At 67.3% G+C, this 21,327-nt stretch carries 24 protein-coding genes; 20 read left to right on the forward strand and 4 right to left on the reverse strand.

The features are described from left to right. Window positions 1-20 precede the first annotated feature (20 nt). Genes AC2JAJ_RS07715 through AC2JAJ_RS07725 form a run of 3 tightly spaced genes read left to right on the forward strand, consistent with a single transcriptional unit; the run spans window position 21 to window position 2,870 of the window. The gene (locus tag AC2JAJ_RS07715; protein ID WP_221384477.1) at window positions 21-1,025 is read left to right on the forward strand and encodes a sugar phosphate isomerase/epimerase family protein; all 1,005 of its coding nucleotides are present in this window, start codon (window positions 21-23) and stop codon (window positions 1,023-1,025) included. A 46-nt stretch (window positions 1,026-1,071) separates the two neighbouring features. After that, entirely contained in the window at window positions 1,072-1,770 is a 699-nt protein-coding gene (locus AC2JAJ_RS07720; protein ID WP_221384476.1) for a ThuA domain-containing protein, read from the forward strand. Next, entirely contained in the window at window positions 1,755-2,870 is a 1,116-nt protein-coding gene (locus AC2JAJ_RS07725) for a Gfo/Idh/MocA family protein (protein ID WP_486416285.1), read from the forward strand. The genes AC2JAJ_RS07720 and AC2JAJ_RS07725 overlap by 16 nt, the downstream gene beginning before the upstream one ends. Window positions 2,871-2,892: 22 nt before the next feature. Here the strand turns inward: AC2JAJ_RS07725 and AC2JAJ_RS07730 are convergent, their stop codons facing one another. Continuing rightward, window positions 2,893-4,044, reverse strand: coding sequence for a GGDEF domain-containing protein (locus tag AC2JAJ_RS07730; RefSeq protein WP_221384474.1), 1,152 nt, complete (start codon window positions 4,042-4,044; stop codon window positions 2,893-2,895). 146 nt (window positions 4,045-4,190) lie between these two features. Between AC2JAJ_RS07730 and AC2JAJ_RS07735 the strand changes: the two genes are divergently transcribed. From AC2JAJ_RS07735 to AC2JAJ_RS07785, 11 genes are all read left to right on the forward strand, one after another. Then, complete coding sequence (locus AC2JAJ_RS07735) at window positions 4,191-4,427, forward strand: zinc-ribbon domain-containing protein (protein WP_221384473.1); 237 nt, start codon at window positions 4,191-4,193, stop codon at window positions 4,425-4,427. 126 nt (window positions 4,428-4,553) lie between these two features. Next, complete coding sequence (locus tag AC2JAJ_RS07740; protein WP_486416284.1) at window positions 4,554-5,915, forward strand: hemolysin family protein; 1,362 nt, start codon at window positions 4,554-4,556, stop codon at window positions 5,913-5,915. Continuing rightward, window positions 5,908-6,948, forward strand: a complete 1,041-nt coding sequence (locus tag AC2JAJ_RS07745) for a hemolysin family protein (RefSeq protein ID WP_486416283.1) — start codon at window positions 5,908-5,910, stop codon at window positions 6,946-6,948. Before AC2JAJ_RS07740 ends, AC2JAJ_RS07745 begins: the two co-directional genes overlap by 8 nt. A gap of 253 nt (window positions 6,949-7,201) precedes the next feature. Further along, window positions 7,202-8,359, forward strand: a complete 1,158-nt coding sequence (gene rsgA, locus AC2JAJ_RS07750) for a ribosome small subunit-dependent GTPase A (RefSeq protein ID WP_486416282.1) — start codon at window positions 7,202-7,204, stop codon at window positions 8,357-8,359. Window positions 8,360-8,392: 33 nt separating this feature from the next. Next, entirely contained in the window at window positions 8,393-9,103 is a 711-nt protein-coding gene (locus AC2JAJ_RS07755) for an alpha/beta fold hydrolase (protein ID WP_486416281.1), read from the forward strand. A 49-nt stretch (window positions 9,104-9,152) separates the two neighbouring features. Continuing rightward, the gene (locus tag AC2JAJ_RS07760) at window positions 9,153-10,256 is read left to right on the forward strand and encodes an agmatine deiminase family protein (protein WP_486416280.1); all 1,104 of its coding nucleotides are present in this window, start codon (window positions 9,153-9,155) and stop codon (window positions 10,254-10,256) included. Continuing rightward, entirely contained in the window at window positions 10,253-12,025 is a 1,773-nt protein-coding gene (locus tag AC2JAJ_RS07765; protein ID WP_486416279.1) for an amidase, read from the forward strand. Before AC2JAJ_RS07760 ends, AC2JAJ_RS07765 begins: the two co-directional genes overlap by 4 nt. 100 nt (window positions 12,026-12,125) lie before the next feature. Continuing rightward, window positions 12,126-13,376 (forward strand): D-arabinono-1,4-lactone oxidase, encoded by a 1,251-nt coding sequence (locus AC2JAJ_RS07770; protein WP_486416278.1) that lies wholly within the window; start codon window positions 12,126-12,128, stop codon window positions 13,374-13,376. 10 nt (window positions 13,377-13,386) lie between these two features. Then, window positions 13,387-13,719, forward strand: a complete 333-nt coding sequence (locus AC2JAJ_RS07775) for a hypothetical protein (protein WP_486416277.1) — start codon at window positions 13,387-13,389, stop codon at window positions 13,717-13,719. A gap of 102 nt (window positions 13,720-13,821) precedes the next feature. Further along, complete coding sequence (locus tag AC2JAJ_RS07780; RefSeq protein ID WP_486416276.1) at window positions 13,822-14,982, forward strand: baeRF2 domain-containing protein; 1,161 nt, start codon at window positions 13,822-13,824, stop codon at window positions 14,980-14,982. A 42-nt stretch (window positions 14,983-15,024) separates the two neighbouring features. Further along, a complete protein-coding gene (locus tag AC2JAJ_RS07785) occupies window positions 15,025-15,312 on the forward strand; it encodes a hypothetical protein (protein ID WP_486416275.1) in 288 nt (95 codons plus the stop codon). A gap of 49 nt (window positions 15,313-15,361) precedes the next feature. On the opposite strand, the gene AC2JAJ_RS07790 is transcribed toward AC2JAJ_RS07785, so the two are convergent. Further along, window positions 15,362-15,895, reverse strand: coding sequence for a MarR family winged helix-turn-helix transcriptional regulator (locus AC2JAJ_RS07790; RefSeq protein ID WP_486416274.1), 534 nt, complete (start codon window positions 15,893-15,895; stop codon window positions 15,362-15,364). A gap of 274 nt (window positions 15,896-16,169) precedes the next feature. Between AC2JAJ_RS07790 and AC2JAJ_RS07795 the strand changes: the two genes are divergently transcribed. From AC2JAJ_RS07795 to AC2JAJ_RS07805, 3 genes are read left to right on the forward strand one after another with little or no spacing between them, the layout of a single operon-like run. Further along, entirely contained in the window at window positions 16,170-17,048 is an 879-nt protein-coding gene (locus AC2JAJ_RS07795; protein ID WP_501053439.1) for a hypothetical protein, read from the forward strand. Then, complete coding sequence (locus AC2JAJ_RS07800) at window positions 17,045-17,476, forward strand: phage holin family protein (protein ID WP_221384460.1); 432 nt, start codon at window positions 17,045-17,047, stop codon at window positions 17,474-17,476. Before AC2JAJ_RS07795 ends, AC2JAJ_RS07800 begins: the two co-directional genes overlap by 4 nt. Continuing rightward, window positions 17,473-18,117: a DUF3618 domain-containing protein gene (locus tag AC2JAJ_RS07805; protein ID WP_501053440.1), complete on the forward strand. Its 645-nt coding sequence runs from the start codon at window positions 17,473-17,475 to the stop codon at window positions 18,115-18,117. The genes AC2JAJ_RS07800 and AC2JAJ_RS07805 overlap by 4 nt, the downstream gene beginning before the upstream one ends. An 89-nt stretch (window positions 18,118-18,206) precedes the next feature. Here AC2JAJ_RS07805 and AC2JAJ_RS07810 read toward each other — a convergent pair whose 3' ends face one another. After that, the gene (locus AC2JAJ_RS07810) at window positions 18,207-19,031 is read right to left on the reverse strand and encodes a LysR family substrate-binding domain-containing protein (RefSeq protein WP_486416271.1); all 825 of its coding nucleotides are present in this window, start codon (window positions 19,029-19,031) and stop codon (window positions 18,207-18,209) included. Here AC2JAJ_RS07810 and AC2JAJ_RS07815 point away from each other — a divergent pair. Then, window positions 18,994-19,398: a DUF5997 family protein gene (locus AC2JAJ_RS07815; RefSeq protein ID WP_221384457.1), complete on the forward strand. Its 405-nt coding sequence runs from the start codon at window positions 18,994-18,996 to the stop codon at window positions 19,396-19,398. The genes AC2JAJ_RS07810 and AC2JAJ_RS07815 overlap by 38 nt on opposite strands. A gap of 87 nt (window positions 19,399-19,485) precedes the next feature. Here AC2JAJ_RS07815 and AC2JAJ_RS07820 read toward each other — a convergent pair whose 3' ends face one another. Continuing rightward, window positions 19,486-19,866: a VOC family protein gene (locus AC2JAJ_RS07820; protein ID WP_221384456.1), complete on the reverse strand. Its 381-nt coding sequence runs from the start codon at window positions 19,864-19,866 to the stop codon at window positions 19,486-19,488. Window positions 19,867-20,036: 170 nt separating this feature from the next. Here AC2JAJ_RS07820 and AC2JAJ_RS07825 point away from each other — a divergent pair, with 170 nt between their 5' ends. Further along, window positions 20,037-20,651: a hypothetical protein gene (locus AC2JAJ_RS07825; protein WP_308287825.1), complete on the forward strand. Its 615-nt coding sequence runs from the start codon at window positions 20,037-20,039 to the stop codon at window positions 20,649-20,651. A gap of 60 nt (window positions 20,652-20,711) precedes the next feature. Beyond that, the gene (locus AC2JAJ_RS07830) at window positions 20,712-21,320 is read left to right on the forward strand and encodes a DUF6919 domain-containing protein (RefSeq protein WP_221384454.1); all 609 of its coding nucleotides are present in this window, start codon (window positions 20,712-20,714) and stop codon (window positions 21,318-21,320) included. Window positions 21,321-21,327 lie beyond the last annotated feature (7 nt).

The following is a 21,327-nucleotide window of genomic DNA, read 5'->3' on the forward strand; positions in this document are numbered from 1 at the left end:
CAAGCGACCAAGGAACAATGATGACACGACCAATCACGCTCTTCACCGGCCAATGGGCCGACCTGCCGTTCGAGGAGGTAGCGCGGCTCGCCGGCGAGTGGGGCTTCGACGGCCTGGAGATCGCTTGCTGGGGCGACCACCTGGACCCGCGCCGGGCAGCGGAGGACGACAACTACCTCCAGGGCCGGCTGGACATCCTTGAAAAGAACAACCTCCAGGTGTTCGCCATCGCCAACCACCTGACCGGCCAGGCCGTGTGTGACGACCCCATCGATGAACGCCACCAGGGCATCCTGTCGGCGGAGGTCTGGGGCAACGGCGAGCCTGAGGGCGTACGCCGCCGGGCGGCCGAGGCCATGAAGGACACTGCCCGGGCGGCCGCCCGCCTCGGGGTGAAAACGGTGACGGGGTTCACTGGTTCCTCCATCTGGAAGGCGGTGGCCATGTTCCCGCCTGCCTCCCAGGAAATGATCGACGCCGGCTACCAGGACTTTGCGGACCGGTGGAACCCCATCCTCGACGTCTTTGACGAAGTGGGGGTGCGGTTCGCCCTCGAAGTCCACCCGTCCGAAATCGCCTACGACTACTGGACCGCCAAGCGGACCCTGGAAACCATCGGGCACCGCGAGAGCTTCGGCCTGAACTTCGACCCCTCGCACTTCATCTGGCAGGACCTGGATCCCGTCATGTTCCTGCAGGACTTCGCGGACAAGATCTTCCATGTCCACGTCAAGGAATCGGTCCGCCAGCTGGATGGCCGCAACGGCCGCCTCGGCTCGCACCTTGCCTGGGCGGATCCCCGCCGCGGCTGGGACTTTGTCACGGCAGGGCACGGCGACGTGCAGTGGAACCGCATCTTCCGGACCCTGAACGCCATCGGCTACGAAGGACCCACCAGCATCGAATGGGAGGACGCCGGAATGGACCGGCTCGTCGGAGCCCCGCAGGCCCTGGCCATGGTGCGGGAGCTGGCCCGCATCGCGCCGCCGGCCGCAGCCTTCGACGCCGCCTTCGCCAGCCGCTGACCCACACTTCCCCGGTCAAGGCCGGGAGCCAAACAAAAGGAACCCAATGTCAGAACGTAAGAATGCCCTGGTCGTCCGCGGCGGCTGGGACGGCCACCAGCCCTACGAGGCCACGGAGCTTTTCATCCCCTACCTCAAGGACAACGGCTACGACGTCCGGGTGGAGGAGTCCCCCAAGGTCTACGCCGACGCGGGGTACATGGCGGGGGTGGACCTGATCATGCAGTGCATGACCATGAGCACCATCGAAAAGGACGAGTTCGCCGGACTGCGGGCAGCCGTGGAGAACGGTACCGGCCTGGCAGGATGGCACGGCGGGATCGCCGATTCCTACCGGAACACCTCCGACTACCTGCACCTGATCGGCGGACAGTTCGCCTGCCACCCCGGGAAGCACCCGGACGAGTGCATCGGCGAGCAGTCGGACAACTACGTACCGTACACCGTCAACATGCTGCCTGCCGCCGCAGAGCACCCCATCACACAGGGCATCCAGGACTTCGACCTGGTCACCGAGCAGTACTGGGTCCTGGCGGACGACTACATCGACGTCCTCGCCACCACCACCCAGAAAGTCCGGGAGTGGGACCCGTGGCACCGGGAAGTTACCTCCCCCGCCATCTGGACCCGCCAGTGGGGCAAGGGCCGCATCTTCGTCTGCACGCCGGGACACCGGGTGGAAATCCTGCAGGACCAGAACGTACGCACCATCATCGAAAGGGGCCTGCTGTGGGCAAGCCGTTGAACGTCGGAATCATTGGCTGCGGAGCCATCATCGCCCAGTACCTCACCAACTTCCGGCGGCTGGACCAGGTCCGGCTGGTGGCCGTGGCCGACCTCGACCCGGCCCGTGCCCAGGCTGTGGCCGACGACTATGAAGGAGTCCGTGCCCTGTCCGTCGAGGAACTGCTCGCGGCGGACGATGTCGACCTGGTTCTCAACCTGACCATTCCCGCCGCCCACGCCGAGGTTGCGCTGAAGGCCATCGCGGCCGGAAAGAGCGTGTACGGCGAAAAGCCGCTGGCGGCCACAACGGAGGAAGCACGCCAGGTGCTGGTGGCAGCGCGCCAGGCGGGCGTCGCCGTCGGCTGTGCCCCTGACACAGTGCTGGGCACCGGCATCCAGACTGCGCGCAAGGCGATCGATGACGGACTGATCGGCGCCCCCATCTCGGCCTCGGCCACCATGGTGACCCCGGGCCACGAGCGCTGGCACCCGAACCCGGACTTCTACTACCAGCCCGGCGGCGGTCCCCTCCTGGACATGGGCCCCTACTACGTCACCGCCCTGGTGACCCTGCTGGGCCCCGTGGTGTCGGTGCTGGGCGCGGCAAGCCACACCCGCAGCGAGCGGACCATCGGATCCGGCCCGCGGCAGGGTGAGAAGGTGCCGGTGAACATCGACTCCCACGTCACGGGCATCCTGGTCCACGCCTCCGGCGCGCTCTCGACCCTCTTCATGAGCTTCGACGCGGTGAAGTCCAAGTCCCCCAACATCGAAATCCATGGTGAACGCGGATCGCTGGTGGTGCCGGACCCCAACCACTTCGACGGCGACGTCCAGCTCTTCTCCCTCGGCGCCGAGGACTGGGAGACCCTTCCCGTATCCGCCGGGTACGTGGATTCCGGGCGGGGGTTCGGCATCGCGGATCTCGCCTCAACCCCGGAAGGCGGGGAACCCCGGGCCGGCGGCGCCCTGGCCTACCACGTCCTTGAGGTCATGGAATCTGTCCTCAAGGCCGCGCACAGCGGCATGACGGTAGCGGTCCAAAGCACCGTTGACCGGCCGGCAAGCGTCCCGCTGACCGCCTTGGCGGAACAGGCTGGAGCTCTCCCGTCGAAGTAACCGGCCTTGGAGCCGTGCCGCGCTAATGCGACCCGTCGCTGCGGACGGCACGGTTCCTGCCGCGGGACTTGGCCACGTACAAAGCCGCATCCGCCGACGCGACGAGCCGGTCCACGTCGGAGGTCCCGCCGTCGTACGCCGCAATGCCGTAGCTCACCGTAGGCATCTCAATGCCTGCCGGCGTGTCCGCGGCGGCCAGGCGCCTGCTGATTTCCCCGGCGATCGTTTCGGCCCGCTCCGCACTGGCCCCGGGGACAAGGATGACAAACTCCTCGCCGCCGTACCGCCCGGTCAGGTCCGTGGAACGCACCGTGGCAGTGCAGGCCTCGGCAAAAGCCTGCAACGCGAAATCCCCGGCCGCGTGGCCGTACGTATCGTTGACCCTCTTGAAGTGGTCGAGGTCGGCAAGGATCAGTGCGCCGGAGCCCCGGGTAACGCTGGGGTCGGCCAGTCGTTCCGCCGCGAGGTCCAGGAACGCTTTGCGGTTCAGCAGGCCGGTCAGGTCGTCCCGGGTTGCCACCACGCGCAGGGCGCGCGTCTGCTGCTCAGTGCTCAGCGCCGCCATGCTGAAGGACACCACCACCAGGAGCACCATGGTCACCAAGGTGGTGATGGCCGAACCAAAGACCGTGGTGAAGACCTGACCGTCCTGGCCCTCCACCAGGAAGACCAGCCAGCGGAAGAAGTAGAAGAAGGCAACGCCCGCAGCAGCAGCCGCCAGGGGGATCCTGACCCGCGAGTAGCCCGGCTCCAGGCGCCATAATTCCCGGGAGGTCAACCCGAGGGTGAGGCTCATGGCGGCGAGGAACACTGCCCCGCCGGACCAGGTGTTGGTGGCGGGGTGGTCCAGGAGGGAGGCAACCAATGTCACCAGCGGAATGCCCGTGAAGGCCCACTTCGGCGGCGGCACCGTACGCAGTGAGCGCGCTCCCGCCCAGACCGCAACCCCGCCGTGCACCAGCAGCGTGTTCCCCAGCGGGTTGGCCCACACCTGGTGGGGGGTGCCGTCCAGCAGGAAGCAACCGGACCCGGTGAGGAAGAACAGGAGCGCGCCACACCACCACGCGGCGTACGGCGAGCGAGTCGCCCGGTAAGCGGAAAAGTAGAAGAGCACCACCAGCACCAGGGCCATCAGGGCGAAAGCAATGCGCAGGGTTGCCGTATCCAGAACCATCTCCCGCAAGTCCCCCCAACGCCCGGATGTGTCCCCGGCAAGTATCGCATTCCACCCACAGCGTGCAGAAGCATTCCTACCCCTGGGGACAGGCGGTCAAACTCCCCTAGGGTGGAGGTTAAGCACAGGACCACGAAAGGGCCGCCATGCTCCTTCTCTTTGGCTTCAAGACAGTCTCCAAGGCCCTGCAGGGCCGCGCCGCCACCTGCCGCAACTGCGGCGCCTTCGTCCACCACATGCTGGAGGAGCAGGCCACCAGGTTCACGCTCTTCTTCATCCCCGTGCTCACAGTGTCCCGGAAATTCCGCATCACGTGCACCAACTGCGGTTACATCTCCTCCCTTTCCGCACGCCAGCGCAGGGCGCTGGAACGTCCGTTCTGACACCACCGGGGAACTCCCCCGCCGGCCCCGGAGTTGTACCGGATATGGACGACCCTCCCTCACATATGCCCTGGCCCCTCTGCCGCCTGACCGGAATTCCGGCCACCACAGGAGAGGGGCGCCCCAATGTATGAATGGATCATGCTGGGCACCGGCCTGGTCCTGACCGTCGGCACCGGCTTCTTCGTCGCCTCGGAGTTCGCCCTGGTGAACCTGGACCGGCATGACCTCGAAGCCCGCCAGGCCCGCGGCGAGAAACGCCTGGGCCCCACCATCAAAGCCCTGAAAATCACGTCCACCCACCTCTCGGGTGCGCAGCTGGGCATCACGCTGACCACGCTCCTGACGGGCTACACCTTTGAACCGGCCATCAGCCGGATGCTCAGCGGCCCGCTGCAGTCCGCAGGGGTGGCTGAAGCCCTGGTCCCCGCCGTCGGCTCCGTGGCCGGCATCTTCCTGGCCACGGTCTTTTCGATGGTGGTCGGCGAACTGGTGCCCAAGAACTTCGCCCTGGCCCTGCCGCTGGCCACCGCCAAGATGGTGGTTCCCTTCCAGGCCCTCTTCACGGCCGTGTTCAAGCCCGTGATCCTGCTCTTCAACAACACCGCCAACAGGATCATCCGCGGGTTCGGCATCGAGCCCAAGGAGGAGCTTTCCGGTGCCCGCAGCGCAGAGGAGCTAAGCTCCCTGGTGCGCCGCTCCGCCGTCGAAGGCGTCCTGGACCTGGACCACGCCACCCTGCTGCGCCGCACCCTCCGGTTCTCCGAGTACAGCGCCGCGGACGTCATGACCCCGCGCGTCCGGATGGCCGCCGTCAGCCTCGCGGACACCGCGGAGGACATCGTTGCCCTGGCCACGGCCACCGGCTACTCCCGGTTTCCCGTGATCGGGCGGGACCGGGATGACGTGCTGGGCCTCCTGCATGTCAAGCAGGCGTTCGCCGTGAACCTTGAACAGCGCGCCGCCGTCACCGCGGGGGAGCTCATGATCGAGCCGCTGCGGGTCCCCGAATCCATGGGCGCTGACACCCTGCTGAACCTGCTTCGCAAGCAGGGGCTGCAGGTGGCCATCGTCTCCGATGAGCACGGCGGCACCGCCGGGATCGTCACGCTGGAGGACCTGGTGGAGGAGATCGTGGGCGAGCTCGAGGACGAACACGACCGGGCGCGGGCCAGCGTTGTGCGCTTGGGCCGTTCCGTCACGTTCGACGCCGCGCTGCGGCCGGACGAACTGCTGGACCGCACCGGCATCGAGGTCCCCGACGGGGACGAGTACGACACCGTGGGCGGGTTCGTCACGGACCGGCTGGACCGCCTGCCCGAGCTGGGCGACGAAGTGGAGGTCGACGGCGGCACCCTCCGCGTGGAGCGCGTGGCCGGCATGCACGTGGAACGGCTGCGCTTCACCCCCTCCGCGTCCGGCGAACCGCGGCGGAGCCCGCACGACCGGATCATCGACAGCCTGACCCAGGAGCTGACGCATGAGTGAATACCTTCCCGGCATCATCTGGCTGGTGGTGCTCCTTTTGGTGAACGGCTTCTTCGTGGGTGCCGAGTTCGCCGTCATTTCCGCGCGCCGCTCCCAGATCGAACCCAGGGCCGAGGCCGGCAGCAAGGCCGCGAAAACCACGTTGTGGGCCATGGAGCACGCCACCCTCATGCTGGCCACCAGCCAGCTGGGCATTACCGTCTGTTCCCTGGTCATCCTCAACGTCTCCGAACCGGCCATCCACCACCTGCTGGAAGTCCCGCTTGGCCTGACGTCCCTCCCGGCGGAGGCGATCGGCGTCGTGGCCTTCGTGGTGGCGCTGCTGCTGGTGACGTTCCTGCACGTGGTGGTGGGCGAAATGGTGCCCAAGAATATTTCTTTCTCAGTCCCCACGCGTGCAGCCCTCCTGCTTGCCCCGCCGCTGGTCATGGTGGCCAGGGTCTTCAAGCCGGTGATCTGGACGCTGAACGGAATTGCCAACTCCATCCTCCGGCTCTTCCGCGTGGAGCCCAAGGACGAGGCGACCAGTGCGTACACGCTGGATGAAGTAGCCACCATCGTGGAGCAGTCCACCCGGGACGGCATGCTGACGGACACCACCGGCACCCTGACCAACGCTTTCGAGTTCACTGTCAAGACGGTGGCCGACGTCCAGGTGCCCATGGCGGACATGGTGCTGCTGCCCACGACCTCCAGCCCGGCGGACATCCAGCAGGCCGTGGCAGGACACGGATACTCCCGCTATATCCTCACCAACAGCACGGGTGAGCCGGACGGCTACCTGCACCTCAAGGACGTCATGGACCTCACCACTGCCGGGAAGTTCCACCGGCCGGTCCCCGCCAAGCGCGTCCGGCGCCTGGCCTCGGCATTTGCCGGCGCGGACCTTGAGGACGCGCTGGCCTCGATGCGGCGGACCGGAGCCCACGTGGCCCGCGTGTTCGACGCCGACGGCAGGACCACCGGGATGCTCTTCCTCGAGGACATCATCGAGGAGCTGGTGGGCGAGGTGCAGGACGCCACCAGCGCGTAGCCGCTTTTCCGCGCCAGACTCTGGTGCCCGACGGCGGCGGGCACTAGAGTGGGTGGCGGTTCCGCCCTGCCGTTCCCGGCGGGAGAACGGGAACCCCGCGAGGGAAGGGAGGTGGTTTTGATGACTGTAGTTGCCGCGCGCCCTGGGCGCCCCGCATCCACCACATCAACCCTCCTCCCGGCTGCACACGCCTGAACGGCAGCTGTCCGCCATAGCGTTATGGCACCCGGGGAACCTGCGCAAGGAAACCATCGTGCACAACTCTTCAGGCCACGCCCTGGACAACACTGAAAAAACCCGATCAACCGGCGGCCCGGCCGCTTATGGCTACACCCCCGCCGTCGCCCACCACTTCGATCAGAACCCCTGCGCCGGAGCCACCGGACGCGGACGGGTGGTCCGCGTGGACCGCAACCTGCTGCTCGTCGCAGTCAATGACGGACTCCTGCACCTGCCCTACCCGTTGAGCGGAGACGTTCCGGTGACCGGGGACTGGGTCTGGACCGGGCCCAACCGCGCCGGCGACCGGCAGATCCTGGCCGTCCTGCCGCGCGTGTCCGCGCTCAGCCGGAAACGGGCGTTCGAGGACTCATCGGCCGAGCAGGTCCTCGCCGCGAACATGGACACGGTAGGCGTGGTGGTGCCCGTAGACCGGCCCCTCACGCACAACCGGCTGGAGCGCACGCTGGTGGCCGCGTGGAATTCCGGTGCCACCCCGCTGGTGGTCATTACCAAGGCGGACCTGGCCCAGGTGGCGGACGACGTCGTCGGGAAAGTCATCCTGCAGGCCGCCGGCGTGGAGGTGGTCACCACGTCCGCCGAAAGCGGCGACGGCATCGACGAACTGCTGGGGCACATACCGCCCGGCGGAACCGTTGTGCTCCTCGGCCCCTCCGGCGCAGGAAAATCGACCCTCATCAACGCCCTGGTGGGCAGCGACGTCCAGCACACGGGCGAAGTCCGGTCCGGCGACTTCAAGGGCAAGCACACCACCACGTCGCGGGAATTGGTGCCGCTCGCCAACGGAACGGTGCTGATGGACACCCCCGGCGTGCGCGGCTTCGGGCTGTTCGACGCCGAGGACGGGCTGGGCGAAATGTTCGGCGACGTGGAGGAGCTGGCTGGACGGTGCCGGTTCGCGGACTGTGCACACCACAGCGAGCCCGGCTGTGCAGTCCGGGAAGCCATCGATGCCGGGCTCCTCCCGGAGCGCCGCTGGAACTCCTACCTGAAGATGCAGCGCGAACTGGCATCGCTGGCGCGGCGTTCGGACGTCGCCGCGCAGCGGGCCTACCAGCGGGAGTGGCACCAGAAGGTGGTCTCTGCAGGGAAGTCGCATCGCTGGGCAGAGCGCGAGGGCGTTGAACGGCTGGAAAGGGCCGCGGGCAAGGACCGTAAACGGCGGCGCTGACGCCGTGGCGGGGCCGCGGAGTAGGGTTCGGTCATGGACATCATCCTGGTTCCCGGTTTCTGGCTGGACGCTTCATCCTGGGAGGACGTGACCCCGGCCCTGGAGGCGGCCGGCCACCGCCCGCACCCCCTGACGCTTCCAGGGAAGGAGTCGGTGGATGCCAAGCGCGCGGGCATCACCTTGCAGGACCACATCGACGCCGTGGTGGAGGCCGTGGACGCCACCCCCGGGAAGGTGGTCCTGGTGGGCCATTCCGGCGGGGGCGCGATCATCCACGGTGCAGTGGATGCGCGGCCGGACAGGGTACTGCGGGCGATCTACGTGGACAGTGGCCCGTTGGGTGAAGGCGGGGTCATCAACGATGAACTGCAGGCTGATGGCGACGACGTGCCGCTCCCGCCCTGGGACAGTTTCGACGATGCCGACCTCCTGGACCTCGACGACGGGCTCCGGCAGGCGTTCCGCGCCCGCGCCGTACCTGAGCCCCGCGGGGTGGCGTACGGCCCACAGCACCTGCACGACGAGCGCCGCTACGAGGTTCCGGCCACGGTGATCGCCTGTGAGTTCCCGTCCGCGACGCTCCGGGAGTGGATCGCGGCTAAACACCCCTATGTGGCGGAGTTGGCCCGGATCCGGGACGTGGAGTACGTGGACCTGCCCACTGGCCACTGGCCGCAGTTCACCCGGCCGGCTGAACTGGCCCGGGCCATCCTGGCGGCTGTGGACCGGCCTGCCGGGGAGTAACCAGGCGAAACCTCTTGCGCGAAGCCACAACGCTGTCCATACTAAATGAATGGCATTCATTTATTCGACCATTGCAGAGGGCAGCGCCGCCCCCTCCCAGGCTTCCGCCGCTCCCGCACACCGCATGCCCGCCGAGTGGGAGGCCCACCAGCGGACCTGGATGGCCTTTCCGCCACCCAATGAAACCTTCGGCAGCGTGGGAAGCCCCACCCTCGACCGTGCACGGACAGCCTGGACCCGGGTGGCCCGGACCATCGCCCGCTATGAACCCGTCACGGTAGTAGCGGATCCGCGTGATGCCACGACCGCCCGGGAATGGCTGGGCGACGGCATCACGGTGGTCGAGGTGCCCTTGGACGACGCGTGGCTGCGGGACAGCGGCCCTACGTTCACGCACCGGGCGGACGGTTCGCTGGCCGCCGTCGATTGGATCTTCAATGGATGGGGCGCGCAGGACTGGGCCGCCTGGGACAAGGACCGCCTGGTGGCGGGAGCCGTCGCAGCGGAAGCCGCGACTCCCGTCCGGTCCAGCCAGCTGGTCAATGAGGGCGGCGGGTTCCATGTCGACGGCGAGGGGACCGTCCTCCTCACCGAGACAGTCCAGCTTGATCCAGGACGCAACCCGGGAGCCACCAAGGCCTCGGTCGAGGCCGAAATCCACGCAGCCCTTGGAACCAGCAAGGCGATCTGGCTTCCGCGCGGGCTCACCCGCGACTACGGCGAGTTCGGGACCCGCGGCCACGTGGACATCGTGGCCGCCTTCGCCGGGCCGGGCACCATCCTGCTGCACCGTCAGGACGACCCCGCCCACCCGGACCACGCCGTCTACCTCCAACTGAAGGCTGTCCTGGCCGGCCAACTGGATGCCCGGGACCGGCCCCTGCGCGTCATCGACGTCCCCGCCCCCACGGTTCTTAAGGACGACGAAGGGTTCGTGGACTGGTCCTACATCAACCACTACGTGGCCAACAATGTTGTGGTGCTCTGCAGCTTCGACGACCCCAACGACGCCATCGCCGAGGGCATCCTTGAACGCGCGTACCCGGGCCGGACTGTGGAACTGGTTGATGCCCGCGACATCTTCGCCTTCGGCGGGGGCATACACTGCATCACGCAGCAGCAGCCGGCGGCAGCGGCAGGAGGCGCAGCATGAGGCTCGCCGAGCAGACCCGGACGCAGGCTGCTCCGGGCACATTCAACGTGGTGGAGGCGGGCATCGCCCGGCTCCGGGCGGCCCTGGAAACAGGCGAGGTAACCAGCGAAGAGCTGGTGCGCCTGTACCTGGAGCGCATAGAGAAGTATGACTCCTCCGGCATATGCCTCAACTCGCTAGTCGTGATGAATCCGGAAGCCATGGCGGAGGCGCAGGCTTCCGACCGGCGCCGTGCCGCGGGTTTCACCTTGGGCCCCCTGGACGGCATTCCCTATACAGCCAAGGACAGCTACCAGGCGCGCGGGCTTACCGTTGCTGCGGGTTCGCCCGCCTTCAAGGACTTGGTGGCGCAGAAGGACGCCTTCACCATCGAACGGCTGCGCGCTGGCGGGGCCGTCCTGCTCGGGCTGACCAACATGCCGCCGATGGCCAACGGAGGTATGCAGCGCGGGGTATATGGCAGGGCTGAGAGCCCCTACAGCGCGGATTTCCTCACGGCTGCTTTCGCTTCCGGATCCTCCAACGGCTCAGGCACCGCGACGGCTGCGAGCTTTGCTGCCTTTGGCCTGGCGGAGGAAACCTGGTCCTCCGGACGCGCTCCGGCGTCGAACAATGCCCTGTGCGCCTACACTCCCTCCCGGGGCGTCATCTCCGTTCGCGGCAACTGGCCGCTGGTGCCCACCATGGACGTGGTGGTTCCCCATGCCCGGACCATGCCGGACCTCCTGGAAGTCCTGGACGCCGTGGTGGCGGACGATCCCGAGGCGCGCGGGGATTTTTGGCGCGTCCAGCCGTGGATCCCGGTCCCCCCGGCATCCGCGGTCCGGCCGCCGTCGTACCTTGACCTGGCCGTCCCCGACGCTGCTGCAGCCAAAGGTGTGCTGGCGGGCAAACGCCTGGGCATCCCCCGCATGTACGTCAACGCGGACACGGAGGCCGGGACGGCGGCGGCACCGGGTATCGGCGGCCCCACGGGACAACGCATCGAAACCCGCGCCTCCATCATCGAACTGTGGGAGGCAGCGCGCCGGGACCTCGAAGCCGCGGGCGCCGAAGTGGTGGACGTCGATTTTCCGGTGGTGTCCAACTACGAAGGCGACCGTCCGGGTGCGCCCACCATCGCCACGCGCGGACTGGTGTCCGCTGAGTACCTCCGGCGCGAGATCGTGGACCTCTCGGCGTGGGCGTGGAACGACTTCCTTGAGGCCAATGGGGACCCCGCGCTCAACCGTCTGGCGGACGTGGACGGCGCCGCGATCTTCCCGGCCCCGTCGGGATCGGTGCCGGACCGGTACGACGGATTCGACGACGACATCGGCGACTATCCCGCATGGATCCGGGAACACGGAGTACCGGGGCTGACGGACATCCCCCACCTTGAAGAAGGGCTGAAGGGGCTCGAGGAGACGCGCCGGGTGGACCTGGAGGAATGGATGGACCGGCTGGGCCTGGACGCCGTGGTGTTTCCTGCCGCCGCAGACATCGGTCCGGCTGATGCGGACACGAAAGAAGCCTCCGCCGACCTGGCATGGCGGAACGGCGTGTGGGTGTCCAACGGGAACCTCGTCCCCCGCCATCTCGGTATCCCAACGGTCACCGTTCCGATGGGTATCGCACGTGACATCCACATGCCCGTGGGCCTGACCATTGCCGGCCGGGCCTACAGCGACACCCACCTGCTGCATCTGGCGGCGGCCTTCGAGGCAACCGGGAGCCGCCGCGTCCCGCCGCCCCGCACCACAGCCCCGGAGCGGTCCCCCGGAGCCTGAGGAGCGGCCGCCCAACAAGTGGAAACTCCTTGACAGGTGTGGTTGTGAGCGCTGACATAGGAGGGACCCGAACGCCAACCCGACCCGAAAGCCACACTCAATGAAGAACTGGGCAGGAAACCTTGAATACGCCTCGGCCGACATCCAGCGGCCGGAGTCCGTGGCTGAACTGGCAGAGCTGGTGGCCCGCTCAGACCGGATCAAGGCGCTCGGGTCCCGGCACTCCTTCAACACCGTGGGTGACACGGACGGGGTCCACGTCCTGCTGGATGCCCTGCCGCAGCAGGTGGACCTGGACCGGGACCGTAAAACCGTGCGCCTCAGCGGCGGGGTGAGCTACGGGGCGCTGTGCCGGGTTCTCGAGAAGTCCGGCTTTGCCATCCACAACCTGGCCTCGCTGCCGCACATTTCGGTGGCGGGTGCGGTGCAGACCGGCACCCACGGCTCCGGCGTCAACAACCCTTCCCTTGCCGGTGCGGTCGAGTCGATCGACCTGGTCAGGGCCTCCGGGGAACAGGTGACCCTCTCGCGGGCGGACGGCGGGGATTTCCTTGCCAGCGTGGTGGGCCTCGGTGCCCTGGGCATCGTGACCGGCCTGGAACTGGCGGTGCGTCCCAGCTTCCGGATGCGCCAGCGGGTCCTGGAGGACCTGCCGTGGGAACGCGCCCTGGAGAAACTCAACGCCATACTTTCCAGCGCCTACAGCGTCAGCCTCTTCACGGACTATGCCGGGGAGACGATCAGCCAGGTCTGGCTCAAGGCCCTGGATGGGGAACCGCCGCTCCAGGAGTTCTTTGGTGCCACCCCGGCCCAGCGTCCGCGGCATCCGCTGCCCGACATGTCTGCGGAGAACTGCACCCTGCAGCTGGACGAGCCCGGGCTGTGGCTGGACCGGTTGCCGCACTTCCGCCATGAGTTCACCCCGAGCAAGGGGGAAGAACTGCAAAGCGAGTTCATCCTCCCCCTGGCACACGCCCCAGCCGCCCTGCAGGCGGTCCGGGCCCTCGCGGACCGGCTTGCGCCCCTGCTCTTCGTTTCGGAGGTCCGCACGGGTGCGGCCGATGAGTTCTGGCTGAGTCCGTTCTACCGGCAACAGAGCGTCGCACTGCATTTCACCTGGAAGCCGCTGCAGCGTGAGGTCGAGGCTTTCCTTCCGGAGCTGGAAGCTGCATTGCGGCCCTTCGGCGCACGTCCGCACTGGGGCAAGCTCTTCTCCCCAGGCGGCTATGACTGGGAGAAGCTCTACCCCCGCTTCGCCGACTTCCGTTCGTTTGCAGCGGCCGGCGATCCGGAAGGGAAATTCCGGAACGGGCTGCTGGACAGCATCCTGGGTGTGGCAGTGCCCCGGTAGGCTGGGGATCATGACCCGCCGCCTCGCCGTCCTGTTTGCCACATCCATCCTGCTGCTGACCGGCTGCGGCGCGGCCGGGGAAGCGGCCGGAAATGCGGCAAGCGACGCCGCATCCAAGGCCGCCTCCGCCGCCGCACAGGAAGTCAACCGGCAGATTTGCGCGGTCATCCAGGACGGACTGGTCAGCGTGGAGGACAAGCAGGCGCTGGCAGGGCTCGTTTCTGCCGCGCGGACGGCCGGGGTTCCGGTGGAAATTACGACGCCGTTGGGCGAGATTGCGGCATCCGGCGACCAGGTGCCCGCTGACTCGGTCAAGGCCCTTAAGGACGCCTGCCGGGAGTGACAAGGAAGGGGACGGAAGCCCCTTCAGCCTGCAGTCCTCGAGTACTACCTTGAAATGACGGACAAGAGCCTGTGATACCACTCACGCGCGAAGGAGATCGTCATGGCAGAACGAGGCAGCACCAACAGCGGCTCCAGCCTGAAGGCATATGCGGACCTGTGCCGCCTGGCCGGACCCTGGTGCACGGCGTACGTCGACGCCGGAACCGGAACAGTGGACACGCTGGAGGCCGGCGACGTCAGGCCGGGAAACGTGCGCGCGCAGCTCGAAGCCCAGGGCGCAACTGCGGCGGACATGGACGCCATGGAGCAGGCACTCAAGCCCGCGGCGGGGGTTCCCGCCCCGGTTACCCGCTATGTCCTGGTGCACCAGGGCAGGGCCGTACTCAATGAAGTGCTGCCGGGAAGGCAGGTGTTGCCGGAGCGCGTGCTGGTCAGCCCGGTCCCGGACCTGTTGCCCGTGGTCAAGCACCGCCCTGGAGAGTTCCCCTACGTCGTGGCGGAAGTAAGCCGGGAGCACGGTGAAATCCGGTTGTACCGCGCCGGCGCCGGCGGACCCGCCGCTGTCCAGGAGGTGGAGGGCGAAACCGAACACGTCCACAAGTTCCATGGTGGCGGCTGGTCGGAACTGCGATTCCAGCACCACACGGAGGATGTCTGGCGCCGTAATGCGGATGAAGTGGCAGGAGAAATAGACAGGGTGGCCAGGGCCAGCGGCGCCCGCCTGATTGTCCTCGCCGGCGACATCCGCGCCCGGGGGTTGGTCCGGGACCAGCTGTCCGATGCGAGCCGGGCGCTCGTGTCCGAAGTGGATTCCCACACCCACACCGCCGGGGCGGACAGCGCCAACCTCGAGGACCAGGTCAACCAGCGGGTGGCTGAACTTTGGGCTGCCGGGCAGCAGGATGTGATGGACCGGCTGGCCGTGCAGGAGGGCCAGGGGAACCCGGAGTCGGCCGTCGGCATCGGGGCCGTGGTCCACGCGTTGCAGCAGGCGCAGGCCGAGGTCCTGATCCTGGATGATGCGGCCCTGTCCGAGCGGACCTTGCTGGCCCTGGACGCCGAACCGTGGGTTGCCCTGGGCGAAGAAGAGACGTTGGCTGCAGGCATTCTGGGAAAGGTTCCCGCACCCGCGGCACTGCTGCGGGCGGCTGCATTGACAGATGCCGAGGTCCTTCTGGTTCCCGGACCGGTCCTGCCCGACGGCGCGGATGCCGCGGCCGTGCTGCGCTGGTCCACGGGGCCCCAGGTACCGGAGTCCTAAGCGCCCTGCCAAGCAGGAAAGCTACCGAAGGGAAGGTGCACCATGAGTACTGCAGATGAAAACACTGATGACGTCCTGGGGAGCGTGATGGTCCCGGAGGAAGACGCACTTCCGAACCCGACCCGCACCGGGCACGGCAAGATGCCCGAAGAATTTGACGACGACGTGTACCAGAAGGCGGCCGAGCAGGAAAGGGTAGCGGCAGGACTGGCCGACTATGCACCCAGCGACGTCCCGCCGGCCACCGACCCCCTTCCGCCCGAAGCCGCGGAGGAGGCGGACCTGGCCCAACGCGGTTTGCTGGAGGAAGGCCAACAGGACAACGGGTAGCAGAGAAGCGGGGCCGGCCGGCATGGGCCGGCCCCGCTTCTGGATTGCGTCAACTCTGGTGGGGCTGATCGCTGGCCCGCAGGCCACTTGACCGGCCCGGCTGGGGCCGGTGTCCGGCCCGATGTTCGGGCGCCACAAAAGGGACAACGCCGGTATCACGGTTGAGCGGTACGGCACGCACGAATTTGGTCAGCTCGTCGCGGAGGGCCTTCCAGGCGATTTCGGGATCATCCGGATAGGCGTTGATCTCCGCCTGCCTGGCTGCGTCGACGGCCCTCGCGCCCGCCTCTGTCAGCTCGACCTTCAGTTGCCTCCGGTCGCTTGCCTGGCGGGTCCTGGTGATAAGTCCGGCCGCTTCCAGCCTGGTCAGGACCCGGCCCAACGTCTGGCTTTGGACGCGGATGGTGTCGGCGAGCTGCTCCTGGTTCAGTGGTCCGTCCGTCAGCCCCTCCAGGGCGATAACGGCGGCGCGGGTCAATCCAAGCGGCGCCAGGGCATCGTCCTGCCGCCGCTGGATCAGGCGCGCCGCCAAAGTAATCAGGCGGTAGCTGCTCCGGGCATCCGGATCGAGATTGCTGGTCATCGGCCGCGGCCTTCCTGTAGTGGGCGAAGTACGGGTGTGACCCCTTCATGCGTCGCTACCCTTCTACAATAAGCATGCTTAGCATCATATTTGCAAGTAGGCTTACTATCCACCCGGTGCGTCCGCCCGCGTCGTGCCGATGGGAAAAGAGTGCGGCATCCCTTGCAATCGAAATGGAAAGTGTGCTTAGTATCTAATTAGTAACCTTGCTTACTAAGTTGCCAGCACTGCTGGTTCTTGATCGCCAGCTAACCCTTTCTGAAAGAGAGCGAAGATGACAGAGAACCAATGGCCCCAGACTCCCACCCCCGCCACCACTGACCCCTACGGCACACAGTCCTATGGCGAAGCAGGAGTAAGCCCGCAGCACGCCGCTTACCCATTGGATGCAGCAGGGAACTCCAAGACGCAGGCCGCCAAGGAAGAAGCCTCGAACGTAGCCGGGGAGGCCGCATCCGCCGCCCAGAACGTTGCCCAGACGGCGAAAGAGGAAGCCGCGAATGTTGCTTCCGAGGCAAAGGCCGGCGCGCAGGACCTGCTGCACCAGGCCCGCGCGGGGTTGACCAGCCAGGCCGGCACCCAGCAGCAGAAGGCGGCCGAAGGCATCCGCAACATCTCCAGCCAGCTGCACAGCATGGCCAGCGCCCCTGACCAGCAGGGCGTCGCCGGCGACCTGATCCGCCAGGCCGCCGAGCGCACCTCGTCCATGGCCACCTGGCTGGAAAACCGCGAACCGGGCGATCTGCTCACTGAAGTCCAGCGGTTTGCCCGCAACCGCCCCGGCACCTTCCTGCTCCTCGCCGCCGGCGCCGGCGTCCTCGCCGGGCGCCTCACCCGCGGCCTCACCGCCGGAGCCCCCGAAGCCCAGGGGCAGGTCCAGGCTGCCCGGACGCAGCAGCCGCAGCCCAGGCACTCCGCGCCGGTGGCTCCGATCCACAATGAAACCGTCTATGCGGCCGGCACGGACGACCTCTTCGACGAACCGGTCGTCAGCAGCGCACCACCTGTCTCCACCAGCACTTTGCCGGCCGGCACCGCCGAAGATACGCCCCTGCGGTACGAGGACGATCCCTACCGCGCCGAGAACGGCGTCTACGCCCCCGGCGAGGAGCCGTTCGGCACGGGCGGACCGAGGGAAGGGCGCCAGCTGTGAGCAGCCAGATTCCTGAGACGCCGCCGAGTGCGGCGCATCTGAAGGCCGATACCGCCTCGCTGGGCGAACTGCTCGGGGACGTCACCCGGGACCTGTCCACCCTGATGCGCCAGGAAGTGGAACTGGCCAAGGCCGAAGCCAAGCAGTCAGCCACCCGCGCCGGGAAAGGCGCCGGCATGCTCGCCGGCGCCGGCGTCGGCGGACACTTCGTCCTGCTCTTCCTCTCCCTGGCCCTGATGTTCGCCCTCGGCGCCCTCATGCCCCTGGGCTGGGCCGCGCTGATCGTCGCCGTCATCTGGGCCATCACCGCCGCCGTCCTGGCCAGCATCGGCCGCAAGGAACTCAAAGAGATCAAAGGCCTGCCCCAAACCAGCGAAACACTCTCCGAAATCCCCCCAACCCTAAAACCAGGTGAGGTAAACCGATGAGCGAGAACCCCGACGTCATCCGCGCAGACATAGAAGCCACCCGTGCCCGCCTGGGCACCAACGTGGACGCCGTCGCCGACAAGGTCACCCCGTCCAACATCGTCCACCGCCAGACCGACAAGGTCCGCGACGCCGTCACCGGAGTCAAGGAGAAAATCATGGGCGCAGCCGACACCGCCACCACCACCACCGGCGCAGGCCACACCACCAACGCCCTGCACAACGCCGGAGACAGCCTCCACGACGCCAAAGACACCGTCTCGGCCAAACTCACCGACGCCGGCCACGCCGTCTCCCACACCCCCGACCAGGTCAAAGCCAAAACCCAGGGCAACCCCCTGGCCGCCGGCCTGATCGCCTTCGGCGCCGGCCTGCTCGTCTCCTCCCTGATCCCGCCAAGCCAGAAAGAACGCGAAGCCGCGGACCAACTCAAAACCGCAGCCCAGCCCCTGGCCCACGAACTCACCGACGCCGCCAAAAACATGGCCCAGGACCTCAAGGAACCAGCCCAGGAAGCCATGGAAAACGTCAAAGCCACCGCCACCGACGCCGCCCAAAACGTCAAAGCCGAAGGCCAAATGGCCGCCACCGACGTCAAAGACCGCGCCACCGACGCCAAAGACAACGTCCAAAACACCTAAACCAGGGCAAAACTGGCACAGCCGGCTCCGCAAAGGCGGGGCCGGCCGTGCCGCGTCCCTGGACCCTTGGCTCCGGGGAGCTTCCTGGCTTAGCGTTTGCCTTTCTTGCGGGAACCCTTGCCCCTGCCCTTGTCCGGGTTGGGTGCGTACCGCTGCGCAACTTTCGGGGCCTTTTTTGGTGCTGGGCCGCGGCGGTCCGGTTTAGGTTCCTTTTTCACCTTTGCCGGCTGCGCCGAGGGCTGGCGGGAGCTTTGGGCCGTCCGGCCACGGACGATCCCGATGAACTCCTCGAGCACCTCATCGGTGGAGTCGCTGGGCCAGACCAGCGCGATTTCGGTTCCGGCCGCCCCGGTGAGCCTGCGGGCCACGGTGTCCTTGACGTTGAAGTGCCGCGCGACGGGCATGGGAAGGATCACCAGTCCGGCCCCGGCGGCGACCACCTCAAGGGCCGGCAGTGCTCCGCCCAGGGCAGGAACGTCCAGGAACGCTTCCTGTTCCAGGTCCTCGAGCGCCACTTCCTCGAACACCGAGATCTCATGGCCCTTGGGGGCAACCACCACGGGCTGCTCCTCGTACAGGGGAATAACGCTGAGGCCTTCCCGCTCGACGGGGAGCCGCACGAAGCCCATGTCGGCAGTTCCGGCGTGGACGGACTCAAGCTGGGCATCGCCGTCGTCCACCATGAATGCCTTTAAAGGTATATGCGGCATCCGTTCCTCCCAACGGCGGATCCACTTGCCGGGCGTAACGCCGGAAACGTAGGCGATTCGCAGTTCGCGGGGGGCTGCCTCGGCAGACGCGGCGTCGTTGTCTGCTGCAGGGGTATCGTCGGCTGGCACGTCTTCACAGTACCCGCCGCCCGGATACCCTTGAAGCATGACCTCTGCAAACTCCCAGTCCATGAAGCCGGCCACCGTTGCCAAGAAACTTGGCATCTACCTGCCGGCAACGCCGCAGGAGTTCCAGGATTCGACCATTACCCGTGAGGAATTCGCCGAACTCCAGGCCAACCCGCCGGAATGGCTGGCCGAGCTCCGCCGCAACGGCCCGCATCCGCGCCCCGTGGTGGCGCAGAAGCTGAACGTGTCCATCAGCGGCCTTGCGCGCGGCGGCGTGGAAGAAGCACTGACGACGGCGGAAATCACCGCTCTGCTGCAGGCTCCCCCGCAGTGGCTGGTGACCGAGCGCGCCACGCATGCGGCCGTCCGCGCCGAAGCCCAGCGGGTCAAGGAAGAGGCTGCGCAGAAGGCGGCAAAGAAGGATCGCGCCCAGGCCAAGTAGGCCGCAGGCGCGTTTCAGAAGCTTGTTCGCCTGTCAGGACCTTGAACGTCCGGACGCGCGAACAAGCTTCTGTTGTATCCCGGGCCCTCAGTCCTGGTGGATCTGGACGTAGTTGCCGCAGCCGTCGTCGAACACAGCGCTGGTGCCAAACGGATCCGTGGTGGGCGGAGTCTTGAAGCTGACACCGGCTGCAACCAGCCGGTCATACTCTGCCTGGACGTCCGGGACCCCGAAGACAATGGCGGGCAGGCCGGCCTCGCGCACGGCGTTCATGTAGTTCGCGCCGATCGGGTTGTCGCTGGGCTCAAGAAGCAACCCTACGGAGCTGTCGTCCGCGCCCGGGTCCTTGATGATGTAGAGGTTGTACTCAGGCATGGCCATGAGCGTGTCGAAGCCCAGGGTTCCTGTGTAGAACGCGTGGGCGGCGGCGGGATCCTGGACATGGATGCTGCACATTTTCAGTCTCATGGCCCTACGCTACCGTCCGCCCGGGGCCGGTTCGCAGTCGCTGAGTTATCAAATTGCCGCCATTGACGCTCCGCCTTGAAGGGGGTGCAATGGAAGGACCAGTCCGGCGTTACCGGCCGGTGCCGGGTGTCGATGGGAATAACGGGCGCTGGAGGTGCAGGGTGTCAGGCGTGGCCGAGTCTTTGGTACAGGGCCTGCTTCACGGTGCGTGGGCAGTCCTGGTGTGTGGTCCGGTGCTGGTTGCCAGCGTGGCCGCCACCGTCTTTGTTGTACGACGGCGGGCCCTGGCTCCCAAAGACGGGGAACCGGAGCGTACGGACCAGCTGTTTTGGGACCTGTTCCTCGGTGCGTGCGTGGCCCTTCCTGCTCTGCTGATCCCCGCACTGTTCTCGCCGTGGGCGGGACTGGTCCTGGCCGGGGCGGCCGGCGCTTCCGGCATTGCCGCCTACCGGGTCACCCCCCGGTTCCTGGCCCGGCGCAGCGCCAGGCGTGAGCACCGCCGGGAGCTCGCGGCACACCAGGTTGCCCGGGCGAGGCACGACGAACTGATGGTCCGGTGGCGCCGCTATGAACTGGACCCGGCCTCCAGCATCGACTATCCGGCGCTCATGGATGTGCGGCTCCCGGAGACGTCCGCCCTGATCAAAGCAATGCGCAAGGCAGACGAGCTGCGCACCGTTCCCCACCAGGGCTACCCGGACGCCGTCGGCAGCCTGGCCGCGTCCCTCGCCGCGGCGGAACGGGCGGCAGGGATCCCGCCGGCCCGGGCGGCTGGGCAGGCCTGACGTTAACTGCTGTGTCGGCAGCGGTGGAACCGGCCGGGCGGCCGGCGATAGCATCCCAGGATGAAGCCTGAGGAATTTCCGGCCCATGACCAGTACGGCCGGCTGCTGGAGGACCGCGGGGTGTGGCGGCAGGCCACCACCCTTGAAGGGGCCGGCGAGCTGACCGCCCGCTGGCTGGAGGGTGGCAGCTCGTACCAGCCCGGACATTTCGCGCCCGCCTTCGACGCCGAAACCGGGCCCCTTGCCGCAGCGCTGGCGGAACTGAACCGGAACGGCTTTTTCACCAGGGAATCACAGCCCGGCATCCTCGCCGATGCCGGGGCCCAGCGGGAATACGTCACGGGGTTTTGCAGTGCCGCCACTGCGGCGGAACTCCTGGCCCTTTCCACCCGCACCGAGCTGGTGACCGTGGCCCATGCCCCCGGCGAGGCCAGCAGCGCTGCCATTCCGGTGACCATTGCGGGGACGGAGGTCACCACAGTTCTTGGCTCGAGCGAAAACCCCGTGGAGGAGGAGCAGATCCGGGACTGGGCGGAGGAAACAAATGACGCCTTGGCCCTCCTGCTCGCGGACTCCTGGTATGTGGAGATCCTTGATCCGGTGTGGGGGCGCAATGGCGTGCTGCTGCCGGCAGTGCTTCAGGCATTGAAAAAGGCGGCGCAGCCTTAGCCGCCCC

This window comes from Arthrobacter sp. MOO21 (assembly GCF_057369995.2).

Coding starts and splice junctions, on each gene's coding strand:
- AC2JAJ_RS07775 (WP_486416277.1), top strand. CDS start 13,387: ATGACCCGCCGCCTCGCCGTCCTGTTTGCCACATCCATCCTGCTGCTG.
- AC2JAJ_RS07735 (WP_221384473.1), top strand. CDS start 4,191: ATGCTCCTTCTCTTTGGCTTCAAGACAGTCTCCAAGGCCCTGCAGGGC.
- AC2JAJ_RS07820 (WP_221384456.1), bottom strand. CDS start 19,866: ATGAGACTGAAAATGTGCAGCATCCATGTCCAGGATCCCGCCGCCGCC.
- AC2JAJ_RS07755 (WP_486416281.1), top strand. CDS start 8,393: ATGGACATCATCCTGGTTCCCGGTTTCTGGCTGGACGCTTCATCCTGG.
- AC2JAJ_RS07790 (WP_486416274.1), bottom strand. CDS start 15,895: ATGACCAGCAATCTCGATCCGGATGCCCGGAGCAGCTACCGCCTGATT.
- AC2JAJ_RS07830 (WP_221384454.1), top strand. CDS start 20,712: ATGAAGCCTGAGGAATTTCCGGCCCATGACCAGTACGGCCGGCTGCTG.
- AC2JAJ_RS07785 (WP_486416275.1), top strand. CDS start 15,025: ATGAGTACTGCAGATGAAAACACTGATGACGTCCTGGGGAGCGTGATG.
- AC2JAJ_RS07765 (WP_486416279.1), top strand. CDS start 10,253: ATGAGGCTCGCCGAGCAGACCCGGACGCAGGCTGCTCCGGGCACATTC.
- AC2JAJ_RS07805 (WP_501053440.1), top strand. CDS start 17,473: ATGAGCGAGAACCCCGACGTCATCCGCGCAGACATAGAAGCCACCCGT.
- AC2JAJ_RS07740 (WP_486416284.1), top strand. CDS start 4,554: ATGTATGAATGGATCATGCTGGGCACCGGCCTGGTCCTGACCGTCGGC.
- AC2JAJ_RS07780 (WP_486416276.1), top strand. CDS start 13,822: ATGGCAGAACGAGGCAGCACCAACAGCGGCTCCAGCCTGAAGGCATAT.
- AC2JAJ_RS07815 (WP_221384457.1), top strand. CDS start 18,994: ATGACCTCTGCAAACTCCCAGTCCATGAAGCCGGCCACCGTTGCCAAG.
- AC2JAJ_RS07715 (WP_221384477.1), top strand. CDS start 21: ATGACACGACCAATCACGCTCTTCACCGGCCAATGGGCCGACCTGCCG.
- AC2JAJ_RS07745 (WP_486416283.1), top strand. CDS start 5,908: ATGAGTGAATACCTTCCCGGCATCATCTGGCTGGTGGTGCTCCTTTTG.
- AC2JAJ_RS07730 (WP_221384474.1), bottom strand. CDS start 4,044: ATGGTTCTGGATACGGCAACCCTGCGCATTGCTTTCGCCCTGATGGCC.
- AC2JAJ_RS07760 (WP_486416280.1), top strand. CDS start 9,153: ATGGCATTCATTTATTCGACCATTGCAGAGGGCAGCGCCGCCCCCTCC.
- AC2JAJ_RS07795 (WP_501053439.1), top strand. CDS start 16,170: ATGACAGAGAACCAATGGCCCCAGACTCCCACCCCCGCCACCACTGAC.
- AC2JAJ_RS07720 (WP_221384476.1), top strand. CDS start 1,072: ATGTCAGAACGTAAGAATGCCCTGGTCGTCCGCGGCGGCTGGGACGGC.
- AC2JAJ_RS07770 (WP_486416278.1), top strand. CDS start 12,126: ATGAAGAACTGGGCAGGAAACCTTGAATACGCCTCGGCCGACATCCAG.